Here is a 24,308-nt window from a genome sequence, read left to right as displayed (position 1 = left end):
ACAGTCCCGCGGACGGGACGTAGCACTGCTGGGCGTGCTGGGCGCCACGTTAGCCGACGCATGTAGCGAGAGTCGATGCTCCGTCGCGGATCTCCCGTCCGCCAGGGCCGGCCCGATGAACGAAGGGGGCCCGTGGCCACGCTCATCTACGGACCGCAGAACCTCGAGATCGAATTCGAGGAGCGCGTCCTCGCGCACCTGAAGGTCGCCGTCCTCTCGAAGCTGCGCCGCAACGAAGCCTTCTCGCTCTCGTGGATGGAGGACGCCTCCACCGGACACGGCCGGAGCTCCGTCTGGCTGCACCCGTCGGTGCCGCTGCACTTCCGCTTCACCGAGGCGCACCAGCCCAAGCTCAACCGCGCGTGGATCGAGCAGATGCTCAGCGTCGCCAGCATGCACGGCGAGCTCTCGGTCCTGCCGGAGCCCGAGGAGCAGCGCCAGGGCTCCTGAGCCCTGCCGCTCCTGAGCCCTGCCGCTCCTGAGCCCTGCCGCTCCTGAGCCCTGCCGCTCCTGGGCCCTGCCGCTCCTGGGCCCTGCTGCCCCCTGATCGGGCGGCCGTCAACCCCGTCCCCTCTGCGGGGGACGCGAAGTACCGTCGAGAAGACGTCCCCGGAACCATCGGCGGACGTCGACGGACGGAGACGACCATGACGGACACCGCGCGAGCGACCGGCCTGCCCACCCTCACCCCGGTGCGGACCCTCCGCAAGGAGCAGCCGATCGAGCCGCGCCGCGTGCCGGACTCCGTCTCCGTCGGCTCCCAGCCGGTCATCGGCTGCCGGATCGACGTAAGCGGCCGCTCCTTCGTCGTCGAGCTCGACATGGCCGGCATCTTCCTGCGCCAGGTGCGCCGGAGCCTGCGCGAGGGCGAGGGCGGCCTCGTGCTGCTGCGCCACATCGACGGGATCGAGATGATCCCGTTCTCGCGCGCGACGCCGTTCGACGTCTCGGACATCGTCTGCCCCGAGGGCGTCGAGCCCGCGGACGCCCGCTCGGCCCTGGGGCTCCGCGACCGCTGATCCGCGACGGGCGGGGTGCTCCGCCCCGCGCCCGCCGCTGAGCGGGATCAGGCGGGGAGCGACGCCTCGATCAGGTCGACGATCCGAGGGTCGTCGGGCTCGACCGTCGGGCGGAACCGGTGGACCGTGCCGTCGGCGGTGATCAGGAACTTCTCGAAGTTCCACTTCACCCGGCCGGCCTTGCCGTTCTCGTCCTCCGCCTTGGTGAGCTCCGCGTAGAGCGGGTGCGCCGAGCGGCCGTTGACGCGGACCTTCTCGAACATCGGGAAGGTGACCCCCCAGGTCGTCGAGCAGTACGCCTTGATCTTGTCCTCGTCGCTCAGCTCCTGGAGGAACTGGTTGCTCGGGAAGCCGAGGACCGTGAATCCGCGCTCCCCGTAGCTCTTCTGCAGGGCCTCGAGCTTCTCGTACTGCGGGGCGAGGCCGCAGCGGGAGGCGACGTTGACGATCAGCCGCACGGGCGGGTAGTCGGCGAGGGTCGACGTGGTGCCGTCGATCGTGGTGAGGGGGATGTCGGCGATCGTGTCGGGCACGGAGGGCTCCTTCGGACGTGGTGCGTCGACGCTACTCCCCGCCGCCGAGGGAACCCCGAGTCGTGGAGGCGGCTCGCTGCGGGTTCCCGCGACGGTCCGGGGTTCCCTCCGCGCGCGCCTGCCTCCACCATGGGGGGATGGCCGCCTCGCAGCAGATCGTCTCGGTCGGCGGGCGGAGGCTGCGGCTGACGAACCTCGACAAGGTCGTCTACCCGGAGACGGGCTTCACCAAGGCCGATGTGCTCTCCTACTACGCCTCCGTCGCCTCCGCGATGCTGCCCCATCTCGCGCGCCGCCCGGTCACCCGGAAGCGCTGGGTCGACGGAGTGGGCACCGCCGAGCATCCGGGCGAGGTCTTCTTCGAGAAGAACCTCCCCTCCTCCGCCCCCTACTGGCTGAGCCGGACCCGGCTCGCGCACTCGTCGCGCGACGTCGAGTACCCGCTGGTCGACGACGTCGCCGGGCTCACCTGGCTGGCGCAGCAGGCGGCGCTCGAGCTGCACGTCCCGCAGTGGCGGGTGGGCTCCGACGGCGAGCGCCGTCCGCCCGACCGTCTCGTGCTCGACCTCGACCCGGGCGAGGGGGCGGGCCTCGCCGAGTGCGCCGAGGTCGCGTTCCTCGCCCGCGACCTGCTGGAGGGGATGGGGCTGGCTCCGCTGCCGGTGACCAGCGGGAGCAAGGGGATCCACCTCTACTGCCCGCTGGACGCCTCCGCCTCCAGCGACCAGATCTCGGCGGTCGCGCACGAGCTGGCGCGCGCTCTCGAGTCGGACCACCGCGACCTCGTCGTCTCGGACATGAAGAAGACCCTGCGCGAGGGCAAGGTCCTCGTCGACTGGAGCCAGAACAGCGCGGCGAAGACGACCATCGCCCCCTACTCCCTCCGGGGGCGCCTCCGGCCGGCCGCCGCCGCGCCCCGCACGTGGGAGGAGCTGGGTGCCGACAACCTGCGCCATTTGTCGCCCGACGAGGTGGTGGAGCGGCTGCGGAGCGACGGCGACCTCCTCCGCCCGCTGCTCGCCGCCCGGGGTGCCGGGCTCGAGCCGACCCCGGAGCGGATGGCGGGCTTCGCCGCGACGGACGCCTCCTCCGACCGCCTGGCGACCTACCGCAGCATGCGCGACGCGTCGAGAACGCCGGAGCCGGTGCCCGAGGCGGGGTCCGCGGGCTCCTCCTCGGGCGACTCCTTCGTCATCCAGGAGCACCACGCGCGGCGCCTGCACTACGACTTCCGGCTCGAGCACGACGGCGTCCTGGTCAGCTGGGCGGTGCCGAAGGGCCCGCCGCTGGAGGGCGACCCCAACCGGCTCGCGGTGCAGACCGAGGACCACCCCCTCGAGTACGCGACCTTCGAGGGAACGATCCCGGCGGGCGAGTACGGCGGCGGCGAGGTGCGCATCTGGGACGAGGGCACCTACGCGCTCGAGAAGTGGCGCGAGGGGAAGGAGGTGATCGCGGTGCTGACCGGCCGCCCCGACGGCGGGCTCGGCGGCGAGCCCCGCCGCTACGCCCTGCTGCACACGGGCTCGAGGGAGGGCGCCGAGAAGAACTGGCTCCTGCACCTGATAGCGCCGGGTCCCGCTCACGGGCACGGGACGCAGCGACGGGGCCGGGCGGCCGCGTCCGCCGCGTCGCCCGCTCCCCGCCCCGCACCCTCCGCAGACCGCCCGGCCGAGGACTCCGCTCCGCGCCGCCACCGCCCCATGCTCGCCACGGCCGGACGCCGCGGCGACGTGGACCCCGGGGCCGCGATCGAGATGAAGTGGGACGGCTACCGCGCTCTCGTGCGGGTGCAGGGCGGCACCGCGACCCTCACGAGCCGCAACGGCAACGACCTGACCGCGGCGTTCCCCGACCTGCTCGCCCCGCTCGCCGAGGCCGCCGCCGACGCCGTGCTCGACGGCGAGATCGTCGCCCTCGACGCTCGCGGGCGCCCCGACTTCGGCGCCCTGCAGACCCGCGGCGGGCTGACGAAGCCGCGCGAGATCGAGGCGGCCGCCCGGTCCACTCCGGTGCACCTGATGGTCTTCGACCTGCTCGAGCGCGCAGGAGACGACCTGACCGGGAGCGACTACGACACCCGTCGCTCGGCACTGGTCGAGCTCGTCGCCGAGAACGAGCGCGTGCACGTCCCGTCCGTGTTCGACGGCGACCTGGAGGAGGCGATGGCCACCAGCCGCACCCTCGGCCTCGAGGGCGTGGTCGCCAAGCGCCGCGACTCGCGCTACCAGGAGGGCAGCCGCTCGCGCGACTGGATCAAGCTCACCCACCACCGGCTGCAGGAGGTCGTGATCGTGGGCTGGCGCGAGGGCGACGGCGGCCTGCAGGGGTCGGTCGGGGCGCTGCTGACCGCGATCCCCGGCGAGGACGGGCTCGCGTACTCCGGCCGTGTGGGCACCGGCTTCAGCGACCGCGAGCGCCGCGGACTGGTCGACCGCCTGGCCGAGCACGCCACCGAGGAGCCCGCCGTCTCCGTCCCTCCGCTCGAGTCGCGCGGCGTGCACTGGGTGTCGCCCGTCCTGGTCGGCGAGGTCCGCTACCGCGAGCGCACCGCCTCCGGCACCCTCCGCCAGCCGGTCTGGCGCGGCTGGCGCGCCGACAAGGCCGCCGCGGACGTCCGCGTGGAGGAGCCGGGCAGCTGACCCTCCGGTCTTCCGACTGCGAGGCCCGGCATCGCCGCTCGCGCCGCCGATCCGCTGCGGCCCCGGGTACCTCAGTCCAGGCGCACCCCGCGCAGCAGGAGGAGGGTCGCGCCGACCGCGGCACCGGTGCCGATGAGGACACCGCCCGCTCCGGCCGCCGCCGCGAGGACGCCGAGCAGGCTGGGCAGGGCGATCAGCCCGAGGCGGTTCCCGGCCAGGCGCAGCGCAAGGGCGCGGCCGTGGCGGTCGGCGGGGGTGCGCTCGATCAGCCAGGACATCGTGATGGGCTGGCCGATCCCGAGGCCCAGGCCGAGGGCGGCGACCGCGACGAAGAGGAGCACGGTCGGCGCGGGCAGGGCGACCAGCACCAGGCAGAGCGCCGAGATCAGGATGCCGCCCACCATCACCCGGGTGCGCCCGAGCCGGGCGGTGGCCGCGCCGAGGAGGAGCCGCGAGGCCATCGACGCGAGCGCGCGCACGGTGAGCAGGGCCCCGACGACGCCGGCCGGGAGCCCGCGCTCGGCGCCGAGGGCGGGGAGGTAGACGACGGTCAGGTCGACGGCGGCGACGACGGTCGCGCTGGTCAGCAGGGCGCGCGCGAGGCCCGGCACCCGGAGGAGACCGAGCGTCGAGCCCGGAGCCGCAGCCCCCTCCGCCGCGGGTCCGCGCGGGGACGGGCTGCGGATCCCCGCCGTCGAGACCAGCAGCAGCACCGCGAGGATCCCGCCCACGAGGAACAGCGGCGCCGGGTCGGGCCGCACCGAGCCGCCCGCGAGCACCGGGATGAACGCGGGCCCGATCGCCTGCCCGAGCGACGCGGCGAACGTGTAGTAGCCGAAGCGGCTGTCGAGCCGCGTCCCTCCGGTGCCGCCCGCGACGACGGTCTGCTGCCCGACCACGCAGCCCAGGTGCCCCGCGCCGAGCAGGGCGATGCCGAGGAGCAGCCCCGCGACGCTCCCGCCCGCCAGGAGCAGCACCGCGGCCGCTCCCACCGCGACGAGCGAGCCGACGGCCATCACGGCCCGGGCGCCGACCCGGTCGACCAGCCCGCCCACCGGCAGCGCGATCAGCAGCGGCACCAGCGCGAACGAGGCGCCGAGCGCCCCGAGCGCCCAGGCCGGCACGTCGAGCCGGATCGCCTGGTAGACGGCGGCCGGCCGGAGCAGGAACGCGACGGCCTGGATGAGCACGGCGTGCGCGAGCAGGGACGGAGTCGCCAGGCGGTTCCGCACGCGCGCTCCTCCCCGCGGCGCTCGGCCGAGCACCCGCTCCCCCATCCTCCTCCCGGTGCCGCCGCCGAGTCGCCCGGATAGGATCGTCCTGCCCCCTCGAGAACGGGCCTTCTCGTGCGACTCAGCCCCGCGGCGGCGGCGAGGGGAGCGCGTGCGCGGGCAGGGTGCCGAGGCGGTGCCGGCCGCGGAGGAGGAACCAGGCCAGGCCGATCCCGACGACCGCGGCGATCACGACGACCGCGCTCCAGCGCAGCTCCTCCCCGTAGACCTCGACGCGCGGCCACGCGAGGTCGACCGTCATCGCCGCGCCCCAGAGCACCGCGACGACGTTCACCGGCAGGCCCGCGCGGCCGAGCGAGAAGCGCCCGGGCGCGGCTGCGGGCCACCGGCCGCGGAGCCGGGCGATCAGCAGCGGCACCGTCACCAGCAGGTAGGCGAGGTAGATCAGGATGACCGCCACGCTCGTCACGGCCGTGAAGATCGCCGGCGTCCCGATGTTCACGACCAGGATCAGCACCGCGAGCACCCCCACGACCAGCGCCGGCGCCACCGGTGTCCCGCGTCGCGGGTCGACGCGGGCGAGCACGCGGCTGCCGGGCAGGGCGTTGTCGCGGGCCATCGCGAAGATCAGTCGGATGGCCGCCGTGTGCACCGCCAGCGCGCACACCGTGATCGCGACGACCACGCAGAGCAGGAGGACCGATCCGAGGGGGCCGCCGAGCACCTGCAGCACGATCCGCTGCAGCCCGCCCGACGCCTGCCCGAGCGCCGGGTCGGCGAGGTCGGGCGCCGAGAGGATCCCCAGCAGCAGGATGAGGCCGCCGAGGACGAAGGAGGCGGTCACCGCCCGCAGGATCGCCGTCGGCGCGGTCCGGCGCGGATCGACCGTCTCCTCGCCGAGCGAACCCGCGGTGTCGAACCCGTACATCACGTACGCCGACGCGATCGCGGCGATGAGGAACGCGCCGGCGTACCCGCCCGGCGTGCTCCCGCCGTAGCCGCTGGTGTCGAGCAGCACGGTCGGCGGATGCACCACGTTCACCGCGAGCACCGCCACCAGCAGCACCGCCGCGACGAGCTCGATCAGCACGCCGACGCTGTTGATCCGGGCCATCAGCCGCACGCCGCGCGCGTTGACCGCGGTGGTGAACGCGATCAGCAGCGCTCCCCAGACCACCGCGCTCACCCCCGCGGAGCCGCCGAGCTGGAACCCGCTCCAGATCTGCGGGAGCGTCGCCTGGTACGCCAGCACGACGGCCGCGAGCGTGACCACGGACGCGGTGGCCATCAGCCAGCCCGCCAGCCAGCTCACCGTCGGCCCGGCGAGGCGCTTGCTCCAGTTGTAGACGGAGCCGGCGACCGGGTAGCGGGCGGCGAGCTCGGCGAAGCACAGCGCGACCATGAGCTGCCCGGTGAACACGATCGGCCAGGACCACCAGTAGGCGGGACCGCCGAGCGCGAAGCCGAAGGAGAAGAGCTGGAACGTGCCGGTCAGGATCGAGATGTAGCTCACGCCCGCGGCGAAGCTGCCGAAGCGGCCGATCCCGCGGGTGAGCGAAGGGCGGTACCCGAACTCGGCAGTCCCGTCGTCGACGTCCTCGGCGGTGCTCATCGGGCTCCCTCTCGCGGGCGCGCTCGTCGCACCGAGGTCAGGATGCCAGCCGCCGCCCGGCCGCACGACTCCCCCGTCCCGGGCGTCCGTCAGCGGGTGCTCAGCGCTCGCCCCGCTCCCGGTGCACAGGCCCCGGGCGGCCCCCGCGGACGGGAATGGCGTCAGCCGTGCGCCGCGAGCCGGGTGCGCTGGGGCACCAGGAGCTCGAGCAGCTCCTCGACCCCGTCGACCCGCTGCGGCTCGACCGGGTGCCCGGGTCCGCACGGCTTGTAGGCGGGCGGATCCACGTTCAGGACGTGCCCGACGGGCCGCCCCTTCTCCCAGACCGTGAGGAGGAAGGCCCCGTCCCGCTCGTCCGGGGCGCCGATCTCGAAGACCCGGCCGCGCACGATGGCGCACTGCGGCTCCTTGCGCGCGAGGCGTACCCAGAAGGGATGGTCTCCGGTCATGGTGTCCGTCCTCCCCGGCCGACCCGCGGCCGTGCCCGTAGCGGTCGACCGGTGATCGTGTCGTCGGCGACCCGCAGGGCCACGGTACGTCCGCCTCCCCTCAGCCGATCAGGGGGTTCACTGCGGAGCCTCGCAGTGGTAGCGGACGCCGGTCGCATCCGGGTCCGCACCACGGGAAACCACTCACTGCTCGTAGGAGTCCTCGTAGTCGGCACCACTGGTCAGCTCGCCGTCGCCGGGCTGCACGGGATGCTCGCCGGTGAGCGCGTCGATCCGCTCGCGCAGCCGTGCCACCTCCGCCGCGTTGTCCGGCTCGGGCAGGTCGCTCGGCGTGGTCTCGACGATGAGGGCGGCCGCGGCGTTCACGAGGAAGGTGGCGTCGACCGTCCCGCCGTCCGCGCCGATCCCCGTGTACTCGACGGTGTCGGCCGCGCCCTTCGAGGCGAGGGCGACGGCGTACTCGACGAGTGCGTCGGCCGCCTCGTCCCCCACCAGGATCGTCTTGTCGGCGAAGAGGATGTGCTTCATGCCGCCCATGCTCGGCAGCGCCGGCTGCGTGGAGGGAGGAGGTTGACAGAGGACCGCCGCTGACGGAAGACCTGGACAGATCGAGCAGAGAATGGCAGACCGGATTGTCGGATCCGTCCGGTCTGCGGAAGGGTGGAGGCAACGGCGGGCGTCTGCCTGCCGGAGATCAGGGGCTGGAGACGCCGATGGGGAAGCTGCACTACGACGGGACCGTCGAGATCGACTTCGAGGACCGCGTGCTCGCGCACCTGCAGATCGTCATCACCGCGAAGCTGCGCCGCAACGAGTCGTTCCTGCTCAGCTGGCGCGACGACCACAGCATGGGCGACGGCCGCAGCGCGATCTGGATCCACCCCTCCCACTCGCTCCGCTACAAGTACTTCGGCGGCCGGATGCCCCGCATCAACCCCGCCTGGATCTCCGCGCTCACCGACCTCGCGAACTCCGCAGGCGGGCTGTACGTGATCTCGGAGCCCGCCGAACCGGTGCGTCCCCCGGCGAAGGGCGACCAGCTGTGAAGCGCATCGACCTGATCTACAACGGCACCGCCTACACCGTCAACAACAGGAGCCTCGACGAGTTCCGCGCCGAGGTCGAGGCCGCCCTGGCCTCCCCGACCCCGCAGTGGCTGACCGTCAACTACGGCGAGGGTCGCGCGAACCCGGCGCTCCTCCTCGTCACGCCGTACACCCCGCTGTCGATCATCACGAACGACTTCGACGAGCTCAACGCAGAGTACGAGTAGCGGCGGACCTCCGAGAGGTCAACCACGTCGTCCGGTCGATCCGCGCCCCGTACCGTCGGGCAGGACCTCGTCGACGTCGTGCGCGGACCCCGCACGGCGACACCCGATCGACACCTCCCGCGCCTCGGCGCACGACAACGGCCGCGGACACCCGGCCAGGAGCCGTGATGACAGATCCCGCCTTCGCCGTCCTCGACGACCTCATCGCCGCCCTCGAGCGTCCCGGCTCGATCGACCCCGGCCTGAGCCGCTCCGTCGCCGTGCAGGCCGCCGTCCTCCGGCTCCCGTCGCCCCGCACCATGCACCGTCCGCGCCCGACGAGCCGCTTCACGGGCCGTCGCCTCGTGCGCCCGGGCAGCGCAGCCAGGCGGGCTCCCGCGCGTCACCGCGTCGTGGTCCCCGCCGGTCCGGCGGAGCGTCGCTCCGAGCGGAGCCGACGGCTGAAAAGGGCGCGGTGACCGACTCCGACGCTCTCTGCGACCCGTATCTGCGCGGGTATCCGATCGACGGCGTCGCGATCTCCACGCTCGGCAGCCCCTTCGGCGGCGAGACCGTCGCCGCGAGCGACAGCACCGCGAGCCGGCTGGACGAGATCCAGATCGACCTCGGCGAGGGCCCGTGCTGGGAGGCGATCCGCGCTGCCGGCCCCGTCTCGGTGCCGGACACCGGCGCGGAGGAGCGCTGGCCGCTCTTCACCGAGGCGATCGGCCCCACGGCGGTGCGCGCGGTCTTCGCCTTCCCGCTCTCGATCGCGGGGCTCTCGATCGGCGCGGTCGACCTCTACTCCCGCCGCCCCACGTCGCTCAGCGACTCCCTCCTCGGCCGGATCAGCGCCTCGACCACCGCGACGGCGCTGCTGGTGCTGGCCGCGGTGCTGCGCGACAACGAGGTCGAGGAGAGCACGAATCCGCGCTCGCGACGCGTGGTGCACCAGGCGACCGGCATGATCATCGCGCGCTACGGCAGCACGGCCGAGGAGGCGCAGCTGCTGCTGCGCGCCCACGCCTTCGCCCAGCAGCGCTCCGTCGTCGATGTCGCCTCCGGCATCGTGGCCCGGCACGACGGGTTCCCCGACCGCCCTCTCACCGCCCAGGACGACACATGGTGACGAACTCCCGCGAGCGCAGCGTCATCCAGACGTTCGTCGCCCTCTCCGACACACTGGTCGACGACTACGACGTCGTCGACTTCACCCAGACCCTCGTGGAGAGCAGCGCGACCCTCTTCGACGCCGTCTCGGCGGGGCTCGTCCTCGCCGACTCCACCGGCTCCCTCGAGGTGCTCGCCTCCACGGACGAGGACACCCGGCTGATCGAGCTGCTCCAGCTCGACAGCGGGTCGGGCCCGTGCATCCAGTGCTTCGAGACCGGGCGGCCGGTGATCGTCGAGGACGCCCGCGCCGTGGGCGAGGAGTGGGCGGAGTTCCGGACGCTGGCGGTCGAGCTCGACGTGCTCTCGGCGCACTGCGTGCCGATGCGGTCGGCGGGGACGACGATCGGCTCCCTCAACCTCTTCCAGGCCCGGCCGGGGCGGCTCGATCCGGACGACATCGCGGTCGTGCAGGCGTTCGCCGACGTCGCGACGATCGGGATCCTCCATCAGCGCGCGCTCCAGCAGAGCACGGTCACCCAGGAGCAGCTGCAGCACGCCCTCGACAGCCGGGTGCTGATCGAGCAGGCGAAGGGGATCCTCGCCTACGCCCACCGCACCACGGTCGAGCAGGCCTTCCAGGTGCTGCGGGTCCGCGCGCGAGCGACGTCGACTCCGATCACGACGCTCGCCCAGGAGATCATCCGCGACTACCGGCGCTGACGCTCCGCGCCCCGCGGAGCAGGAGCGGGGCGGATCCGCGCCGGCGGCGCCGCGGCTCGGAGCTCAGTACTCGTTCTCGAGCTCCCACGTCGCGCGGGGGTCGACGTCCGAGGCGGGCACCGGACCGCCCGCGCCGTCGAGCGCGTCGAGGCGCTCGAGGATCTCGGCGCTCGACTCCGCCGCTGCGCTACCGGTCCCTGCGACCACCAGGGGGACGCCGAGCCCGACGGTGAGCGTCACGACGGAGGAGGGGGCCGAGTCGTCGGCGACGCTGACCGTGCTCATCCGGTGCTGCTGCGCGAGCGCGAGCGAGTAGCGGACGACGGCGTCGGCGGTCGCGTCGTCGAGGGAGAGGGAGCCTCCGGTGTGGAAGAGCGTCGTCATGGTCAAGTCCTCGCAGGGCAGGCGGATGGGCATGGTTCCGTCACCGGGGGCCAGGATGCGGTGCGTTCACGCTACGCCCCGGGCGCTCGCGGGTGCAGGTCTTGCGCCGAGGCGCGCCCCTGTCGCATGGTTCGCTCCCGACGCCGGAGCAATTCCGCCATGGCTCTGAGGCGGCTCACATGTTAACGTGAACACACGCGTCGGTCCCCTCGGCTCGACGCATCCCTCCCCCGAAGGAAAGGTCTCGACGATGAGACGACGCTCCCCGGAGCCCCCTGCCGCCGCGCCTCGGCGCCGCGTGCGATCCCTCTTCCTCTCCGCTCTCGCCTGCACGAGCGTCGCCCTCACCGGCGCTCTCGTCCCCGTCTCGGCGCAGGCCGTCGACGTCCCGGCGCCCACCGCGCACTACGACATGTCGCACGCCGGCTCGGCCCTGCTCGACATCTCGGGCAACGGACGCAACGCCACCCTGACCGGCCTCACCGACGCGTCCTTCGCGAACGCCGGCGGCGACCAGGTCGCCCGGTTCAAGAACGACGGCTACGCGAGCCTCCCCCAGGGCCTGGTCACCGGAGCCGACAACGCCTTCGCCGTCGAGTACACGGTGAAGACGCAGACCACCGCCAACCAGTTCGGCTGGGTCATCGGCGACGGCGTCGGCCCGTGGAACACCACGCAGCTCGGCAACCACGTCTTCGTGAACCCGCGCAACCCCGACGGCTCGCCCAGCGGACAGGTCCTCGCGGGCATCCGCGTCAAGGAGCCCACCAGCAACGGCGAGACCCGCATGCCGTTCGGCGGCACGCTCAACCCCGGATTCACGACGCTCACGCTCGTCGGCACCGGCACCGGCTCGAACACCGTCCTCACGCTCTACCGCGACGGCACGCAGATCTCGACGGCGAACACGGCGAAGTCGATGGCGAGCATCGTCCCGACCGGATCCACGCTCGGCTACCTCGGGCGCTCGCTCTACACCGGAGACGCCCTGGTGACCGCCGACGTCACCGACGTGAAGTTCTGGGACACCTCCCTCACCGCCGAGCAGGTCGCCTCGAGCATGCCGACCGCCGACGCGAAGGCGTCCGCGACCTCCGCCCTGCTGCGCTCGGACATCCAGCCCGTCCTGCTGGCCGGCAACCCGTCGCTGACCCAGGTCTCCTCGAACCTGACGCTGCCCGCCTCCAGCAGCGGCGTCCCGCTCACCTGGACCTCCTCGAACAGCGCGGTCGTCTCGACCACCGGCGTCGTCTCGCGCACGATCGCGCAGAACACCCCGGTGACTCTGACGGCGACCACCGCTCAGGGCGCGACGATCGCCTTCGACGTCGTCGTGCTCGCCCCGAGCATCAACGACGACCTCGACGCGCTGAAGCTCGCCACGCGCACGACCGAGAACCTCCCCCTCGCGGTGAAGGGCGCCAAGAACGGCACCGACATCACCTGGACCTCGTCCGACCCGGCGCTCGTCACCCCGACGAACACGTCCTACGCCGCTCCGGCGGTCGGCGCGGCCGACCCATACCGCGGCGGCGGCGTCGTCACCCGGCCGGCCTACGGCTCCGGCGACAGGACCGTCACCCTCACCGCGAAGGCGACGCTCAACGGAGTCACCGAGACGCGCGCCTTCACCCTGACCGTCGCCGAGCTCGGCCGCACCGCTCCCGACGCGGGCTACGCCTCGGCGTACTTCAAGTCGGACGGCGACGAGAAGATCTACCAGGCCGCGACCTCGGGTAACGACTTCTTCACCTTCTCGCCGGTCAACGGCGGGAAGGCGGTCATCACCTCGACGACCGACACGAAGGGCCTGCGCGACCCGTTCATCCTCCGCTCGCACAACGGCGACAAGTACTACATGGTCGCCACCGACCTCTGCATCTCCTGCGGCACCGGCTGGGGCGACGCCCAGTCCAAGGGCAGCCTGAAGATCGAGGTCTGGGAGTCGACCGACCTGGTGCAGTGGACCCGTACCAACGGCGCCGACACCGGCATCACGGTGAACCAGCCGGCCGCCGGAATGACCTGGGCGCCCGAGGCGTACTGGGACGACGCCCTGCAGTCCTACGTCGTGTTCTTCTCCTCGCGCCTCTACTCCGACGCGACGAAGACCAACAGCGACAAGCTCTACGCCCGCGTCTTCTCCGTGATCACCCGCGACTTCCGCACCTTCACCGCTCCTCCCGCCACCTGGCAGGACACCGGCTACGCGCGGATCGACTCGACGATCACGAAGATCGGCGACTACTACTACCGCTTCACCAAGAACGAGGAGGGCGGCGCCGCCGGCACCCTCGAGGCCGGAAAGGACATCTTCCTCGAGAAGTCGAAGGTCCTGACCGCCGGGACGACCTCCTCGAACTGGAGTGCCGACCCGAACACCACCTGGCAGCTCACCGACACCCGGATGACCTCGCTCGAGACCGGCCAGGCCGGTGAGGGACCCGAGATCATCAAGCTGAACGCGGGCGACCCGAACGACACCACCGGCACGGGCGACGGCTACGCGTTCCTCGTCGACAACTACGGCGACGGCGGCTACAAGGCCTTCCTCACCTCCGGAGCGGCCATCGCCGGCAGCTCGCAGACGAACCGCCTCTCGCAGTCGGCCGACTGGAACGTCTCGCCCAAGAGCCGCGCCGGCCTCCCGGCCAGCCCGCGGCACGGCGCGTTCGTGAGCGTCCCGCAGACGGTCCTCACCGCCATGAAGAACTGGACCGGCGTCACCGCCGTCGACTCCACCACGACCCTCACCGCCGACGGCCGCACGGTCACGGCGACGGTCGCGGCGGCCGACAAGGGCGACGTCGTCGGCTCGGTCACCTTCACCGGCGGCTCGTGGACCTCGACCGTCCCGCTCTCCGGCGGCTCGGCGAGCGTCTCGGTCCCGGCGGGCGTGACCGCCGTCACGGCCTCCTACACCGGGTACGCGGACAAGCTGGTGCGCACGTCGGTCTCGGCCGCCGTCCCGCTGGACACCCTCGAGCTCGTCCCCGCCGTCGCCACGCGCTGCGTCGCCGGCAAGATCGTGCTCACCGCGACCGTGAAGAACACCGACACCGCTGCCGCGGACGTCACGATCACCTCGGCCTACGGCTCGAAGTCGTTCACCGCGGTCGCTCCCGGCTCGTCCGCCTCCGCCGCCTTCACCACCCGCCTGGCCTCGATGCCGGCCGGCACGGTGACGGTGACCGGATCGGCGACCGGCCAGCCCGCGTTCACCGCGACGGTCCCCGTCGCCGCCGCGCGCTGCTGACGCACTGACGACGAAGGGCCCCCTCCTGCGCTCGCGCGGGAGGGGGCCCTTCGTCGTTCCCGGGTCAGACGGTGGGAGCGAGCAGGTCCGCGTGGTGGACGGCCGCCACGTTCGGGTGGGCCCGGAGGCGGTAGCGCAGCGCGTTCTCGCCGTAGGTCTCGAGGATCGGCGCGTTCGTCGGGTCGACCGAGAGGCCGGACTTGAGCTCCTCGGGCAGCGGGAGCGAGGGCATGGTGGCCGAGAGCGCGGGATTGAAGAAGAACGGGATCGAGATCCGGTCCGTTCCGATCAGCGGCGAGATCACGCGGTGCAGCGTCGCCTTGAGGTAGCCGCCCGTGGCGAGCTCCAGCATCTCGCCGATGTTGACGACGAACGCGCCCTCCATCGCGGGTGCCTCGATCCATGAGCCGTCGTGCTCGACCTGCAGGCCGCCCTTGCCGGGCTCGACCAGCAGCAGCGTCAGCACGCCGCCGTCGCGGTGCGCGCCCACGCCCTGCTTGGGCTCCGGGTCGGAGGTGCCCGGGTAGCGGACGACCTTCACCAGCGAGAACGGCCGCTCGGCGAACGCCTCGTCGAACACGTCCTCCGGAGCGTCGAGCGCGACGGCCCAGGTGCGCAGCAGCCGGATCGCGACCGCGGCGAGCTCCGCGTGCCAGCGCTCGAAGACCTCGCGGAACTCCGGCAGCGCCTCGGGCCAGAGGTTCGGCCCCTCGAGGCGCTCGTAGTCGGCGACGCCGGGCCCGGCGGGAACGGCCGGTCGGTCTATGCCGATGTCGACCTGCTCGCGGTAGTCGACGTCGCCGTTGGTGAGCTCGGCGCCGAAGCGGGTGTAGCCGCGGAACTGCGGGCTGAGGGTGTTCTCGATCGCGAGCTTCTCCTCCTCCGGCAGGTCGAAGAAGCGGCGGGAGACGGCGACGACGTCGTCGAGGAGGTCCTGGGGCACGCCGTGGCCGACGAGGTAGAAGAAGCCCACGTCGTGCGTGGTCTCCCGGAGGTCGCGGCGGAAGGCGGCGGCCTCCGCCTCCCCCCGGTCGAGGCGGGACAGGTCGAGGATCGGCAGGGAATCGGTCATGCACCGACTCTCGCGCACGAACCTGCACAGCAGTCGATTGTTACGACAACCAAAACGGCGGGCCCCGCCACGGCGCGGAAGAGGTTCCTCCGCTCCGCGACCGGGCCCGCCGTGAGCGCCGAGTGTTACGGCGTGGGCATGCCGCCGTTGACGTGCAGCGTCTCGCCGACGACGTAGCTCGACTCCGGGGAGGCGAGGAACACGTAGGCGGGAGCGAGCTCGGCCGGCTGACCCCAGCGTCCGAGCGGCGTCTGCGAGCCGACCTCGGGCAGCTTGTCGGACGGCTGGCCGCCCGCGGTCTGCAGCGGCGTCCAGATCGGGCCCGGGGCGACGACGTTCACGCGGATCCCCTTGGGCGCGAGCTGCTGCGCGAGCGCCTTCGAGAACGTGTTGATCGTGGCCTTCGTGCTGGCGTAGTCGACCAGCATCGGCGACGGCTGGTAGGCCTGGATCGACGAGGTGCTGATGATCGCGGAGCCCGGGGCGAGGTGCGGCACGGCCGCCTTCGTCATCCAGAACATCGCGTAGACGTTGGTCTTGAAGGTCTCGTCGAACTGCTCGTCCGAGAGCTCGAGGAAGTCCTCGACGTGCTGCTGCTTTCCCGCGTTGTTGACGAGGATGTCGAGTCCGCCCAGACCCTCGACGGCCTTCGCGACGGCGCCCACCGCGAAGTCGTGGTCGGTGATGTCACCGGGGATGGCGACGGCGGTGCGTCCGGCCTCCTCGATCAGCGCGACGACCTTCTTCGCGTCCGACTCCTCCTCGGGGAGGTAGACGATCGCGACGTCGGCGCCCTCGCGGGCGTAGGCGATGGCGACGGCCGCGCCGATGCCCGAGTCGCCTCCGGTGACGAGCGCCCTGCGCCCGGTCAGGCGGCCGGAGCCGCGGTAGGTCGACTCGCCGCGGTCGGCGGGGTCGTCCATCTTCGAGTCGAGGCCGGAGCCCTCCTGGTACTGGGCCTCCGTGTCGATGTCGGCGAACATCGCGGTCGGGTCTTGGAACGTGTACTGGTCGTTCTGCGGAGTCTGGTCGTTCTGCGAAGTCATGTCTCGACGCTAGGTGCGCGGGATCGGCGACCGCGCGTGCTTGACAGCCCCGATCCGCCAGGACACAGGAGGTCTTCAGGAGCCGCGGAGCCCCCCGGATCGGGGAGAATGGTGCGGTGACCCGCGACGACTCCCTGTCCTTCGACACCACGGCGCCGCTGCCCGGCTGGCAGCACGCCTACTCCGGCAAGGTGCGCGACCTCTACACCCCCGACGACGCCGACCCCGTGCTCGGCGCCGACCGCATGCTCGTCGTCGCCAGCGACCGGGTCAGCGCGTACGACGCGGTCCTCGAGCCCGGAATCCCCGGCAAGGGCGAGCTGCTGACCACGCTCTCCCTCTGGTGGTTCGCGCAGCTCTCCGACGTCCCCAACCATCTGATCCCGGGCGCGATCCCCGAGGCGGTCCGCGGCCGGTCGATGCTGGTGAAGACGCTCGACATGTTCCCGATCGAGTGCGTCGTGCGCGGCTACCTCTCCGGCAGCGGCTGGAAGGAGTACCGGGAGACGGGCTCCGTCTGCGGCGTCCCGCTCCCCGAGGGCCTCCAGGACGGCGACGCGCTCCCCGAGCCGATCTACACCCCCGCGTGGAAGGCCCCGCAGGGCGAGCACGACGAGAACATCACCTTCGAGCGCACGGTCGAGATCGTCGGGGAGGAGGCCGCGGAGGCGCTGCGCACCCTCTCGCTCGCCGTCTTCCGCGAGGCGTCCACCATCGCCCTGGCCCGCGGCGTGCTGCTGGCCGACACGAAGTTCGAGTTCGGGGTCGACCGCGGGACCGGAGTCGTCACCCTCGGCGACGAGGTCCTCACGAGCGACTCCTCCCGCTACTGGGACGCCGACGACTACGACGCCGGCATCCGCGGCCGCTCGTTCGACAAGCAGATCGTGCGCGACTGGCTCTCCGACAACTGGGACGGCCAGGGCCTCCCGCCGACCCTCCCGTCCGAGATCGTCGAGCGCACGGCCGCGCGCTACCGCGAGCTCATCGAGCGCCTCACGCGCTGAGGCACCGGAACGACCTGTGGACGATCACCACCCTCGCGTCCGGCTGGAGGCCCGCGGCGAGGATCCGGACGAGGCGCGGCACAGCCTCGCGCGGCTCTACAACGGCGACGAGTGGCGCGCCGCCACCACCGCGGCCGACTTCAGCTACCGCTATGCGGCCATCGGCGACGGCGGGATGACCCTCCGCACCTCGCGGATGTCCGGGCGCCTCGCGGGCGGCGTGGGCGACTCGGACGACGTCGTCGTGCAGTGGATCGTGGGCGGCTCCGGCCGGATCGACGTCGGCCGCGCCTCGATCGCGATGGAGGAGAACCGTCCCGTCCTCTTCCCCGTCGGCCGGCCGTTCGCCTTCGACTACGTCGACTTCGACCAGCGCCTGGTGCACCTCGACCGGGGAGTGGTCGACCGGGTCGCCGCCGAGCGGGGCCTCGTCGGGTCCCTCGTCTTCGACTCCGAGCACCACCCCGACGCCGCGGCGATCCGCCGCTGGCGCACCGCCGTCGCCGACTCCGCCCGTGCGCTGCGCAGCGAGCGCGTCGAGCCGCTGCTCTGGGACGAGCTCACCCGCGCCACGGCCTCCGCGCTGCTGGACCTCTACCCTCCGGAGTCCGCTCCGGTCCCGCCCGAGCTCCTCGCACCCCGGAACGCGCGGGTCCGCACGGCCGTCGAGTACGTGCACGCCCACTGCAGCGAGCCGATCGGCCCGGCCGAGATGGCGGCGGCGTCGGGCCTGACCGTCCGGGGCCTGCAGTCCGCGTTCCAGCGGGTGCTCGGGATGCGCCCGATCGCCTACCTGCGCCTGGTGCGGCTCGACCGCGCCCGGGTGGAGCTGGCGGCGAGCCCGCCCCACGGGACGACGGTCGCCGCCGTCGCCCGGCACTGGGGCTTCGGGAACGCGGGCCGCTTCAGCGCGGCCTACGCGGAGCGGTTCGGCGAGTCGCCGAGCGCCACCCTGCAGAGCTGATCAGTCGACGAGCTCGGGCGGCGGCTGCCCCTCGAGGATGCGGCTGAGGCCGTCGAGCAGCACCGCGACGGTCGCGGCCTCCGACTCGGGCACCTTCGCGACCATCGCGCGGATCTGCTCGTAGGTCGGGTCGTCGGTGCCGACGATGGCCTTCTGCGCGCGCTCCGTCAAGCAGAGGATGCGGCCGCGGCCGTCGGACGGGTCGGGAGTGCGGTCCACGTAGCCGGCGCGGGCGAGGCGGTCGACGAGGAGGGAGACGGCCGCCGTCGTGATCGACAGGGCCGCGGACAGGTCGACGGCGCGGACGATCTCGTCGCGCCGCTCCCCGACTCCGATCAGCCGCAGGGCCGCGAGATCCGTGGCGCCGATGCCCAGGCGCCGCTCCACACGGCCGTCGTAGTCGCGCTCCGCCGTGCGCAATCGCGCGAGCAGAGCGAACAGGTCTGGCCGAGCGTCCATCGAGGTGCACCTTCCGAGCGGCAGGCGCCCCGGACGGGAACTCGCTGCCCCCATCGAACCACTTCTCCGGCGATCGGACGGCGTGTGTCCCGAAAGCGCAGTCGGCGCCGAGACTGTTAGTCAACCGACTTAGCAATACCTAGTGTCGACGGTGCGGCACGCCTTCCGTGCGCCGCCGACGGTGAGGAGGTGCGCGCGATGGGACGACTGCTCTACGGCGCACCCGCCAGCTCGCACTCCTTCGAGGACCGCGCCCTGGCCCACCTCCAGACCGTGATCACCTCGCGGTTCCGCCGCGGTGAGGGCTTCCTCCTGACGATCGAGGACGCCGAGGGCCGCCGGTCCGAACTGTGGCTCCACCCCGGCATCCCCACCCGCTACGAGTACGACGGCACCGCCGCGATCGAGCTGAACCCGCACTGGCTGCGCGAGCTCTCGAACGCCTCGAACGGCCGCCTCGGCCTCCACCTCCTCCCCGAAACCTCGTCGCCCGACGACCTCTCCGTGAAGAAGATCCCCGCATGAGCGACCACAACGGCACACTATTCCGGCGCGGAGGCACCGTCCGCTTCGTCCGCTGGATCTCGTCCCGCGACGGCGGCTGGGCCCCCGAGATCGTGCAGGGGCGCTACCTCGAGCGCGACGACCGCGGCTGGCTGGTCGAGATCGAGGGCACCCCGACGGTGCTCGCGAAGGACGACTGGGCCGTCTACCGCTGACCGGCTCTGCGCTCGGCGTACTGTTGAGCAGGTGCGTTCTCGTGATCGCCGCGGCATCACCTCGGCTCCCCTCCTCCTGACGACCATCGGAACGACGAGCCTCGTCTTCCTCTGCGCGTTCGAGTCGCTCGCCGTGACGACGATCATGCCGATCGTCAGCGCCGACCTCGACGGCCGCGCCCTCTACCCCCTGGCCTTCGCGGCGACGCTCGCCGCCGCCGTGGTCGGGATGGTCGCGGCCGGCTCCTCGGCCGACCGCCGCGGCCCGACGCCGTCGCTCGTGGTCGCGATCCTGCTCTTCACCCTGGGTCTCGTCGCCGCGGGTGCCGCGCAGTCGATGCCGGTCTTCGTGGCGGCCCGCCTGCTGCAGGGGCTGGGCAGCGGAGGGATCACCGTCACCCTCTACGTGCTCGTCGCGCGGGTCTACCCGAGCGAGCTGCATCCGAGGATCTTCGGCGCCTTCGCCGCGGCCTGGGTCGTGCCGTCGCTGGTGGGGCCGCTGGTGGCCGGAGTCGTCGCCGAGCTCGCGAGCTGGCACTGGGTCTTCTTCGGAGTCGTCGCCCTGGTGGCCCTCGCGAGCGCCGCGATCGCGCCGACGCTCCGCTCGCTCGAGCCGCGCGAGCGCCTCCCCTTCGATCGCCGGGCAGTGGGCCGCATCGCCCGCGCCGTGGTCGTCTCGGCCGGAGTCGTCGTGCTGAGCACGAGCGCCGAGCTCGCGCCCGATCTCGCCGGGCTCCTGGCCGCGGCCGCCGTGGTGGTCGTGGTCGTGGCGGTTCGCGCGCTCCTGCCCGCGGGCACGCTGCGCGCCCGGGGCGTCCTGCCGTCGGTGATCCTCCTCCGCGCCCTCGTCGCCGCGGCGTTCTTCGGCACCGAGGTCTACCTGCCGCTGCTGCTCTCGGAGCAGTACGGCCTGCCGCCCTGGCTCTCGGGCGCCATGCTCACCGCGGGCGCCGTCTCCTGGGCTCTCGGCTCGAACCTCCAGGGGCGCCCGGGCACCCGCCTCAGCCACGGCGGAGCGATGCGGCTCGGCTCGTCGCTCGTGCTCGTCGGCATCGGAGTCGTGCTGCTCGTCACGGTGCTCGCCCTCAGCCCGATCGTCGCGGGCGTGGGCTGGTTCCTGGCCGGCGGCGGCATGGGCACGATGTTCCCGCGGATGGGGACGATGACGCTCGCGCTCTCCGCTCCGGGCCGGGAGGGCTTCAACAGCTCGGCCCTGCAGATCGCCGACTCGACCGGCGCCTCGGTCTCCCTCGCGCTGACGGGCCTTCTCGCGGCGGCGGTCACCGGGCTGATCGGGGCCGGGACCGGGGTCTTCGCCGCGACCTTCTCGTACGCCGCGCTGATCGCGATCATCGCGGTCGGTCTGGCCGGCCGGCTCGACGGGCTCCTGCGCCGCGAGGGACGCCGGGAGCCCGCCGAGCAGACTCAGCTGTAGAGCGACTCCGGCACGTCGAGGCCGTAGATCGCGCGGCCGGACGACCAGATCACCGAGCAGGCGGCCCGGAGCAGATCGGTCGCGTCGTCGCCGGCGTCCACGATCACCACGGAGTCGCCGTCGAGGCGGACCTTGGCGCCGCGGACGGCGTGCGTGCCGTTCCGCGAGACCGTCGTCGCCGGGTAGGGCAGGTGCAGCTCGCGCAGGTCGCCGAGGATGTACGTCGGCCGGAGCTTGGGCTCCGCCGCGAGGAGCTGCTTGGCCCGGTCGATCCCGGTGAGCACATGGGCGCTCTCCATGTCGGCGCCGTTCGCGCCGGCGATGTCGGTGTCGAGCCGGTCGCCGAGGAACAGCGGGTTCGTCGAGCCGAAGCGCGCGGTCGCCGCGTCGAAGATGGCCCGCTCGGGCTTGCCCGCGACGACCGGGAGCCGGCCGACCGCGGTGTGCACGGCCGAGACGAGGGTCCCGTTGCCCGGGGCGATGCCGCGCGCGACGGGGATCGTCCAGTCGGTGTTCGTCGCGACCCACGGGATCCCCGTGTGGAGCGCGAACGAGGCCTCGGCCAGCTGCTCCCAGCCGACCGTGGGCGCGAAGCCCTGGATGACCGCCGCCGGCGAGTCCTCCGCGCTGCGCGTCACGGTGAACCCGGCGCGCTCGACCTCGGAGGTGAGGCCCTCCGCCCCGACGACGAGGATCGTCGAGCCGGCCGGCACCAGGTCGGCGAGCAGCACGACCGCCGCCTGCGGGGAGGTGACGACGTCCTCGGGCCGGACGCTCAGCCCCAGCTCGGAGAGGTGCCCGGCGACGGAGGCGTCCGTGCGGGAGGCGTTGTTGGTGATGTAGCCGACGCGCAGCGTCTCGGCCGCACGGTTGAGGCTCTCCACCGCGAAGGGGATCGCGTCGGCACCCTTGTAGACGACCCCGTCGAGGTCGGCCAGGACGGAGTCGCGGCCGTCGAGCGGAGTGGGCTCAGTCCTGCTGCTGCGGAACATCGGCGTCCTCCTCGGTGGTGTCGGCGGATTCGACCGACTCGTCGGCGGTCGGGTCGGCCGAGTCGAGAGCCTCATCCGGGTCCGTCTCGGCGAGATCGTCGGACTCGAGGGACTCGTCCGCGAAGGTCGGCTCGTCCGTGTCGACGACGTCGGCGTCGGCGTCAGCGCTCGCGTCGGCGTCGTCCGCGTCCGCGTCCGCGTCGTCGTCGTCGGCGATCTCCTCGGAGACGGTCCGCCGGGCGTCGTCCTCGTCCGCGTCGTCGACGGCGGTCGGGTCGTCCTCGTCCTCGTCGTCCAGGTAGTCGTCCGCGGTCCCTTCCTCAACGCGATCGGGAGCGGACTCGGCCTCCGCCGACTCGTGCTCCTCCTCGATCACCTCGATCGTCTCGTCGTCACCGCCGCCCTCGGCCGCGAAGACGGCCTGCGCCGCGATGTCGGCGCGACGCTGCCACTCGGCCGCCTCCTCGGAGCGGCCGACCTCCTCGAGGACGAGCGAGTAGGCGGCGAAGAGATCCGGGCTGTACGAGAACGCGCGGTCCGGGTCCAGCTGCGGGATCTCGAGCTCCATGAGAGCGAGCTCCGCCTGCCCGAGGTCGAGGCGGGCGCCGGACATGGCGATGGCCAGCGACACCTGCGCGCCGGGGCTCAGCGTGGTGCGGTCGATCGACCGTCCCAGCTCGAGCGCCTTGTCGGGCCGGCCCACGCCGCGCTCGGAGTCGACCATCAGCGGCACCTGCTCGTCCGAGCCGGAGATCCTGCGGAACGTGCGCAGCTCGCGCAGCGCCAGAGCGAAGTCGCCCGTCGCGTACGCCGAGATGGCGAGCGACTCGCGGACCACGGCGATGCGTCCCGCGCGGCGGGCCGCCGAGAGCACGTGGCGGTGCGCCAGCTCGGGGTCCTCCTCGAGGAGGCGGCCGGCCATCACCAGGTGACGGGCGACCCATTCGGCGTTGTCCTTCGAGAGCGTGCGCAGCTCGTTGCGGGCGACCTTGTCGAGGTCCTTGGCCTGCACGTCGTCCGGAAGGTCCGGGTCGTCGTGGCGCGGGCGCACCGACTGGAGGGAGCGCCGCTCGCGCTCCTCCTCGGTGAGCTCCGGCTCCTCGCGGGGGCCGCCGCGTCCGCCGCCGAAGCCCTCGCGTCCGCGTCCGCCGCCCTGGCGGTCTCCGCCGCCCCGACGATCGTCCGACCACGGCCTGCTTCCCCCATCGCGCGATCCACCGCGGAACGGCGGACGCGAGTCCCCGTCACGCTGCGGACGAGAGTCGCCGCCTCCACGGTAAGGAGGCCGGGAGTCACCGTCACGCTGCGGACGCGAGTCGCCACCGCGATAGGGAGGACGCGAGTCACCGTCCCGCTGCGGACGGGAGTCCCCACCTCCACGGTAAGGAGGACGGGAGTCCCCATCCCGCTGAGGACGGGAATCCCCACCCCCGCGGTAAGGAGGACGAGAGTCACTGTCACGCTGCGGACGAGAGTCGCCGCCACCGCGGTAAGGAGGACGTGAGTCACCATCACGCTGCGGACGCGAGTCGCCGCCACCGCGATAAGGAGGACGTGAGCCACCATCACGCTGCGGACGCGAGTCGCCGCCACCGCGATAAGGAGGACGAGAGTCCCCATCGCGCTGCGGACGGGAATCCCCACCACCACGGTAAGGAGGACGCGAGTCACCATCACGCTGCGGACGGGAATCCCCACCACCACGGTAAGGAGGACGCGAGTCACCATCACGCTGCGGACGCGAATCCCCACCGCCACGGTAAGGAGGACGGGAGTCCCCGTCGCGCTGCGGACGGGAATCGCCGCCACCGCGGTAAGGAGGACGCGAGTCACCATCACGCTGCGGACGCGAATCCCCACCGCCACGGTAAGGAGGACGCGAGTCACCATCAGACTGCGGACGGGAGTCCCCGTCGCGCTGCGGACGGGAATCGCCACCACCGCGGTAAGGAGGACGCGAGTCACCATCACGCTGCGGACGGGAGTCGCCACCGCCACGATAGGGAGGACGAGCATCACCGTCGCGGCGGGGGCGGGAGTCGCCCGAGCCGCCGCGATCGTTCGAGGAGCGGCCGGGGCCGCCGGCGCGAGGCGGCCGCTCGTCACGACGTCCGGAGTCCCGGTCGTTGCGGTCGGATCCTGAGTCGTCCATGCGTTCCTCGCCTGTCGTGGTGATGCTCTGTGGAGTTGACCCGCCCGAGGGCGGGGAGGACGGCCGTAACCGTCGCACCACCCTAACCCGCACCGCGCTCCAGTGAGCAGCGGGGATCGAGGTGGTGGTTAAACAGCGATGGCCACCCATTTCTGGGTGGCCATCGTGAATGGTGTCCGGCGGTGTCCTACTCTCCCACAGGGTCCCCCCTGCAGTACCATCGGCGCTGAGAGTCTTAGCTTCCGGGTTC

25 protein-coding genes and 1 rRNA gene are annotated in these 24,308 nt (G+C 72.6%); 14 read left to right on the top strand and 12 right to left on the bottom strand.

Features of this window, described 5'->3' with window-relative positions:
* Positions 1–132 precede the first annotated feature (132 nt).
* Both C5C74_RS13660 and C5C74_RS13655 read left to right on the top strand, forming a co-directional pair.
* On the top strand, positions 133–450 hold the full coding sequence (locus C5C74_RS13660; RefSeq protein ID WP_244229547.1) for a hypothetical protein: 318 nt from the start codon (positions 133–135) through the stop codon (positions 448–450).
* Between the two features lie 197 nt (positions 451–647).
* Positions 648–1,019, top strand: coding sequence for a hypothetical protein (locus C5C74_RS13655; RefSeq protein ID WP_104351719.1), 372 nt, complete (start codon positions 648–650; stop codon positions 1,017–1,019).
* Between the two features lie 47 nt (positions 1,020–1,066).
* Here C5C74_RS13655 and C5C74_RS13650 read toward each other — a convergent pair whose 3' ends face one another.
* Positions 1,067–1,552 carry a glutathione peroxidase gene (locus C5C74_RS13650; RefSeq protein ID WP_244229546.1) on the bottom strand — a complete coding sequence of 162 codons (486 nt, stop codon included), beginning with the start codon at positions 1,550–1,552 and terminating at the stop codon, positions 1,067–1,069.
* A gap of 137 nt (positions 1,553–1,689) precedes the next feature.
* Here C5C74_RS13650 and C5C74_RS13645 point away from each other — a divergent pair, with 137 nt between their 5' ends.
* Positions 1,690–4,194: an ATP-dependent DNA ligase gene (locus C5C74_RS13645; RefSeq protein ID WP_104351718.1), complete on the top strand. Its 2,505-nt coding sequence runs from the start codon at positions 1,690–1,692 to the stop codon at positions 4,192–4,194.
* Between the two features lie 71 nt (positions 4,195–4,265).
* On the opposite strand, the gene C5C74_RS13640 is transcribed toward C5C74_RS13645, so the two are convergent.
* The 4 genes from C5C74_RS13640 to C5C74_RS13625 form a co-directional block, all read right to left on the bottom strand.
* On the bottom strand, positions 4,266–5,426 hold the full coding sequence (locus C5C74_RS13640) for an MFS transporter (protein WP_159940156.1): 1,161 nt from the start codon (positions 5,424–5,426) through the stop codon (positions 4,266–4,268).
* Between the two features lie 121 nt (positions 5,427–5,547).
* On the bottom strand, positions 5,548–7,038 hold the full coding sequence (locus tag C5C74_RS13635; protein ID WP_104351717.1) for an APC family permease: 1,491 nt from the start codon (positions 7,036–7,038) through the stop codon (positions 5,548–5,550).
* Positions 7,039–7,199: 161 nt separating this feature from the next.
* Positions 7,200–7,487 carry a hypothetical protein gene (locus C5C74_RS13630; RefSeq protein WP_104223782.1) on the bottom strand — a complete coding sequence of 96 codons (288 nt, stop codon included), beginning with the start codon at positions 7,485–7,487 and terminating at the stop codon, positions 7,200–7,202.
* Between the two features lie 183 nt (positions 7,488–7,670).
* On the bottom strand, positions 7,671–8,015 hold the full coding sequence (locus C5C74_RS13625; RefSeq protein ID WP_104326059.1) for a hypothetical protein: 345 nt from the start codon (positions 8,013–8,015) through the stop codon (positions 7,671–7,673).
* Between the two features lie 185 nt (positions 8,016–8,200).
* Here C5C74_RS13625 and C5C74_RS13620 point away from each other — a divergent pair, with 185 nt between their 5' ends.
* The 5 genes from C5C74_RS13620 to C5C74_RS13600 all read left to right on the top strand — a co-directional run bounded on the left by C5C74_RS13620 (position 8,201) and on the right by C5C74_RS13600 (position 10,572).
* Positions 8,201–8,533, top strand: coding sequence for an ATP-dependent DNA ligase (locus C5C74_RS13620; protein WP_104233818.1), 333 nt, complete (start codon positions 8,201–8,203; stop codon positions 8,531–8,533).
* Positions 8,530–8,760, top strand: coding sequence for a hypothetical protein (locus C5C74_RS13615; RefSeq protein ID WP_104233817.1), 231 nt, complete (start codon positions 8,530–8,532; stop codon positions 8,758–8,760). The genes C5C74_RS13620 and C5C74_RS13615 overlap by 4 nt, the downstream gene beginning before the upstream one ends.
* A 167-nt stretch (positions 8,761–8,927) precedes the next feature.
* The gene (locus tag C5C74_RS13610; protein WP_104351716.1) at positions 8,928–9,218 is read left to right on the top strand and encodes a hypothetical protein; all 291 of its coding nucleotides are present in this window, start codon (positions 8,928–8,930) and stop codon (positions 9,216–9,218) included.
* Complete coding sequence (locus C5C74_RS13605) at positions 9,215–9,868, top strand: GAF and ANTAR domain-containing protein (RefSeq protein ID WP_104351715.1); 654 nt, start codon at positions 9,215–9,217, stop codon at positions 9,866–9,868. Before C5C74_RS13610 ends, C5C74_RS13605 begins: the two co-directional genes overlap by 4 nt.
* Positions 9,862–10,572 (top strand): GAF and ANTAR domain-containing protein, encoded by a 711-nt coding sequence (locus C5C74_RS13600; protein ID WP_104267923.1) that lies wholly within the window; start codon positions 9,862–9,864, stop codon positions 10,570–10,572. The genes C5C74_RS13605 and C5C74_RS13600 overlap by 7 nt, the downstream gene beginning before the upstream one ends.
* Before the next feature lie 63 nt (positions 10,573–10,635).
* Here the strand turns inward: C5C74_RS13600 and C5C74_RS13595 are convergent, their stop codons facing one another.
* The gene (locus C5C74_RS13595) at positions 10,636–10,956 is read right to left on the bottom strand and encodes a hypothetical protein (RefSeq protein WP_104273193.1); all 321 of its coding nucleotides are present in this window, start codon (positions 10,954–10,956) and stop codon (positions 10,636–10,638) included.
* Between the two features lie 298 nt (positions 10,957–11,254).
* Here C5C74_RS13595 and C5C74_RS13590 point away from each other — a divergent pair, with 298 nt between their 5' ends.
* A complete protein-coding gene (locus C5C74_RS13590) occupies positions 11,255–14,212 on the top strand; it encodes a glycoside hydrolase family 43 protein (protein ID WP_258064177.1) in 2,958 nt (985 codons plus the stop codon).
* Between the two features lie 64 nt (positions 14,213–14,276).
* Here C5C74_RS13590 and C5C74_RS13585 read toward each other — a convergent pair whose 3' ends face one another.
* Together C5C74_RS13585 and C5C74_RS13580 are read right to left on the bottom strand one after the other, a co-directional pair.
* The gene (locus C5C74_RS13585) at positions 14,277–15,284 is read right to left on the bottom strand and encodes an isopenicillin N synthase family oxygenase (RefSeq protein WP_104297506.1); all 1,008 of its coding nucleotides are present in this window, start codon (positions 15,282–15,284) and stop codon (positions 14,277–14,279) included.
* 125 nt (positions 15,285–15,409) lie between these two features.
* On the bottom strand, positions 15,410–16,330 hold the full coding sequence (locus C5C74_RS13580) for a glucose 1-dehydrogenase (RefSeq protein WP_104233811.1): 921 nt from the start codon (positions 16,328–16,330) through the stop codon (positions 15,410–15,412).
* A gap of 116 nt (positions 16,331–16,446) precedes the next feature.
* Here C5C74_RS13580 and C5C74_RS13575 point away from each other — a divergent pair, with 116 nt between their 5' ends.
* Together C5C74_RS13575 and C5C74_RS13570 are read left to right on the top strand one after the other, a co-directional pair.
* Positions 16,447–17,337 (top strand): phosphoribosylaminoimidazolesuccinocarboxamide synthase, encoded by an 891-nt coding sequence (locus C5C74_RS13575; RefSeq protein WP_258059453.1) that lies wholly within the window; start codon positions 16,447–16,449, stop codon positions 17,335–17,337.
* Positions 17,338–17,353: 16 nt separating this feature from the next.
* Entirely contained in the window at positions 17,354–18,301 is a 948-nt protein-coding gene (locus C5C74_RS13570) for a helix-turn-helix transcriptional regulator (RefSeq protein ID WP_104351714.1), read from the top strand.
* On the opposite strand, the gene C5C74_RS13565 is transcribed toward C5C74_RS13570, so the two are convergent.
* Complete coding sequence (locus C5C74_RS13565) at positions 18,302–18,760, bottom strand: MarR family winged helix-turn-helix transcriptional regulator (RefSeq protein ID WP_104326055.1); 459 nt, start codon at positions 18,758–18,760, stop codon at positions 18,302–18,304.
* A 198-nt stretch (positions 18,761–18,958) separates the two neighbouring features.
* Between C5C74_RS13565 and C5C74_RS13560 the strand changes: the two genes are divergently transcribed.
* From C5C74_RS13560 to C5C74_RS13550, 3 genes are read left to right on the top strand one after another with little or no spacing between them, the layout of a single operon-like run.
* A complete protein-coding gene (locus C5C74_RS13560) occupies positions 18,959–19,285 on the top strand; it encodes a hypothetical protein (protein ID WP_104223794.1) in 327 nt (108 codons plus the stop codon).
* A complete protein-coding gene (locus C5C74_RS13555; RefSeq protein ID WP_068256013.1) occupies positions 19,282–19,479 on the top strand; it encodes a hypothetical protein in 198 nt (65 codons plus the stop codon). The genes C5C74_RS13560 and C5C74_RS13555 overlap by 4 nt, the downstream gene beginning before the upstream one ends.
* 31 nt (positions 19,480–19,510) lie before the next feature.
* The gene (locus tag C5C74_RS13550) at positions 19,511–20,914 is read left to right on the top strand and encodes an MFS transporter (protein WP_104351713.1); all 1,404 of its coding nucleotides are present in this window, start codon (positions 19,511–19,513) and stop codon (positions 20,912–20,914) included.
* On the opposite strand, the gene C5C74_RS13545 is transcribed toward C5C74_RS13550, so the two are convergent.
* The 3 genes from C5C74_RS13545 to rrf all read right to left on the bottom strand — a co-directional run.
* A complete protein-coding gene (locus C5C74_RS13545; RefSeq protein WP_104226795.1) occupies positions 20,905–21,906 on the bottom strand; it encodes an HAD-IIA family hydrolase in 1,002 nt (333 codons plus the stop codon). The genes C5C74_RS13550 and C5C74_RS13545 overlap by 10 nt on opposite strands.
* Entirely contained in the window at positions 21,884–22,957 is a 1,074-nt protein-coding gene (locus C5C74_RS13540) for a hypothetical protein (RefSeq protein WP_258064176.1), read from the bottom strand. Before C5C74_RS13540 ends, C5C74_RS13545 begins: the two co-directional genes overlap by 23 nt.
* Before the next feature lie 1,275 nt (positions 22,958–24,232).
* Positions 24,233–24,308: ribosomal RNA gene (gene rrf / locus C5C74_RS13530) — 5S ribosomal RNA — on the bottom strand; the annotation flags it as partial.

The sequence above is a fragment of the Rathayibacter sp. AY1E8 genome (assembly GCF_002931415.1).
Lineage (GTDB): Bacteria > Actinomycetota > Actinomycetes > Actinomycetales > Microbacteriaceae > Rathayibacter.
The sequence above is the reverse complement of the archived record's forward strand: the minus strand, read 5'-3'. Positions and strand labels throughout refer to the sequence as shown.

Bases quoted from the DNA above. Each gene is read 5' to 3' on its own strand.
- C5C74_RS13655 (WP_104351719.1), top strand. From the start codon at position 648: ATGACGGACACCGCGCGAGCGACCGGCCTGCCCACCCTCACCCCGGTG.
- C5C74_RS13645 (WP_104351718.1), top strand. From the start codon at position 1,690: ATGGCCGCCTCGCAGCAGATCGTCTCGGTCGGCGGGCGGAGGCTGCGG.
- C5C74_RS13635 (WP_104351717.1), bottom strand. From the start codon at position 7,038: ATGAGCACCGCCGAGGACGTCGACGACGGGACTGCCGAGTTCGGGTAC.
- C5C74_RS13630 (WP_104223782.1), bottom strand. From the start codon at position 7,487: ATGACCGGAGACCATCCCTTCTGGGTACGCCTCGCGCGCAAGGAGCCG.
- C5C74_RS13625 (WP_104326059.1), bottom strand. From the start codon at position 8,015: ATGAAGCACATCCTCTTCGCCGACAAGACGATCCTGGTGGGGGACGAG.
- C5C74_RS13620 (WP_104233818.1), top strand. From the start codon at position 8,201: ATGGGGAAGCTGCACTACGACGGGACCGTCGAGATCGACTTCGAGGAC.
- C5C74_RS13610 (WP_104351716.1), top strand. From the start codon at position 8,928: ATGACAGATCCCGCCTTCGCCGTCCTCGACGACCTCATCGCCGCCCTC.
- C5C74_RS13600 (WP_104267923.1), top strand. From the start codon at position 9,862: ATGGTGACGAACTCCCGCGAGCGCAGCGTCATCCAGACGTTCGTCGCC.
- C5C74_RS13595 (WP_104273193.1), bottom strand. From the start codon at position 10,956: ATGACGACGCTCTTCCACACCGGAGGCTCCCTCTCCCTCGACGACGCG.
- C5C74_RS13585 (WP_104297506.1), bottom strand. From the start codon at position 15,284: ATGACCGATTCCCTGCCGATCCTCGACCTGTCCCGCCTCGACCGGGGG.
- C5C74_RS13580 (WP_104233811.1), bottom strand. From the start codon at position 16,330: ATGACTTCGCAGAACGACCAGACTCCGCAGAACGACCAGTACACGTTC.
- C5C74_RS13565 (WP_104326055.1), bottom strand. From the start codon at position 18,760: ATGGACGCTCGGCCAGACCTGTTCGCTCTGCTCGCGCGATTGCGCACG.
- C5C74_RS13560 (WP_104223794.1), top strand. From the start codon at position 18,959: ATGGGACGACTGCTCTACGGCGCACCCGCCAGCTCGCACTCCTTCGAG.
- C5C74_RS13555 (WP_068256013.1), top strand. From the start codon at position 19,282: ATGAGCGACCACAACGGCACACTATTCCGGCGCGGAGGCACCGTCCGC.
- C5C74_RS13545 (WP_104226795.1), bottom strand. From the start codon at position 21,906: ATGTTCCGCAGCAGCAGGACTGAGCCCACTCCGCTCGACGGCCGCGAC.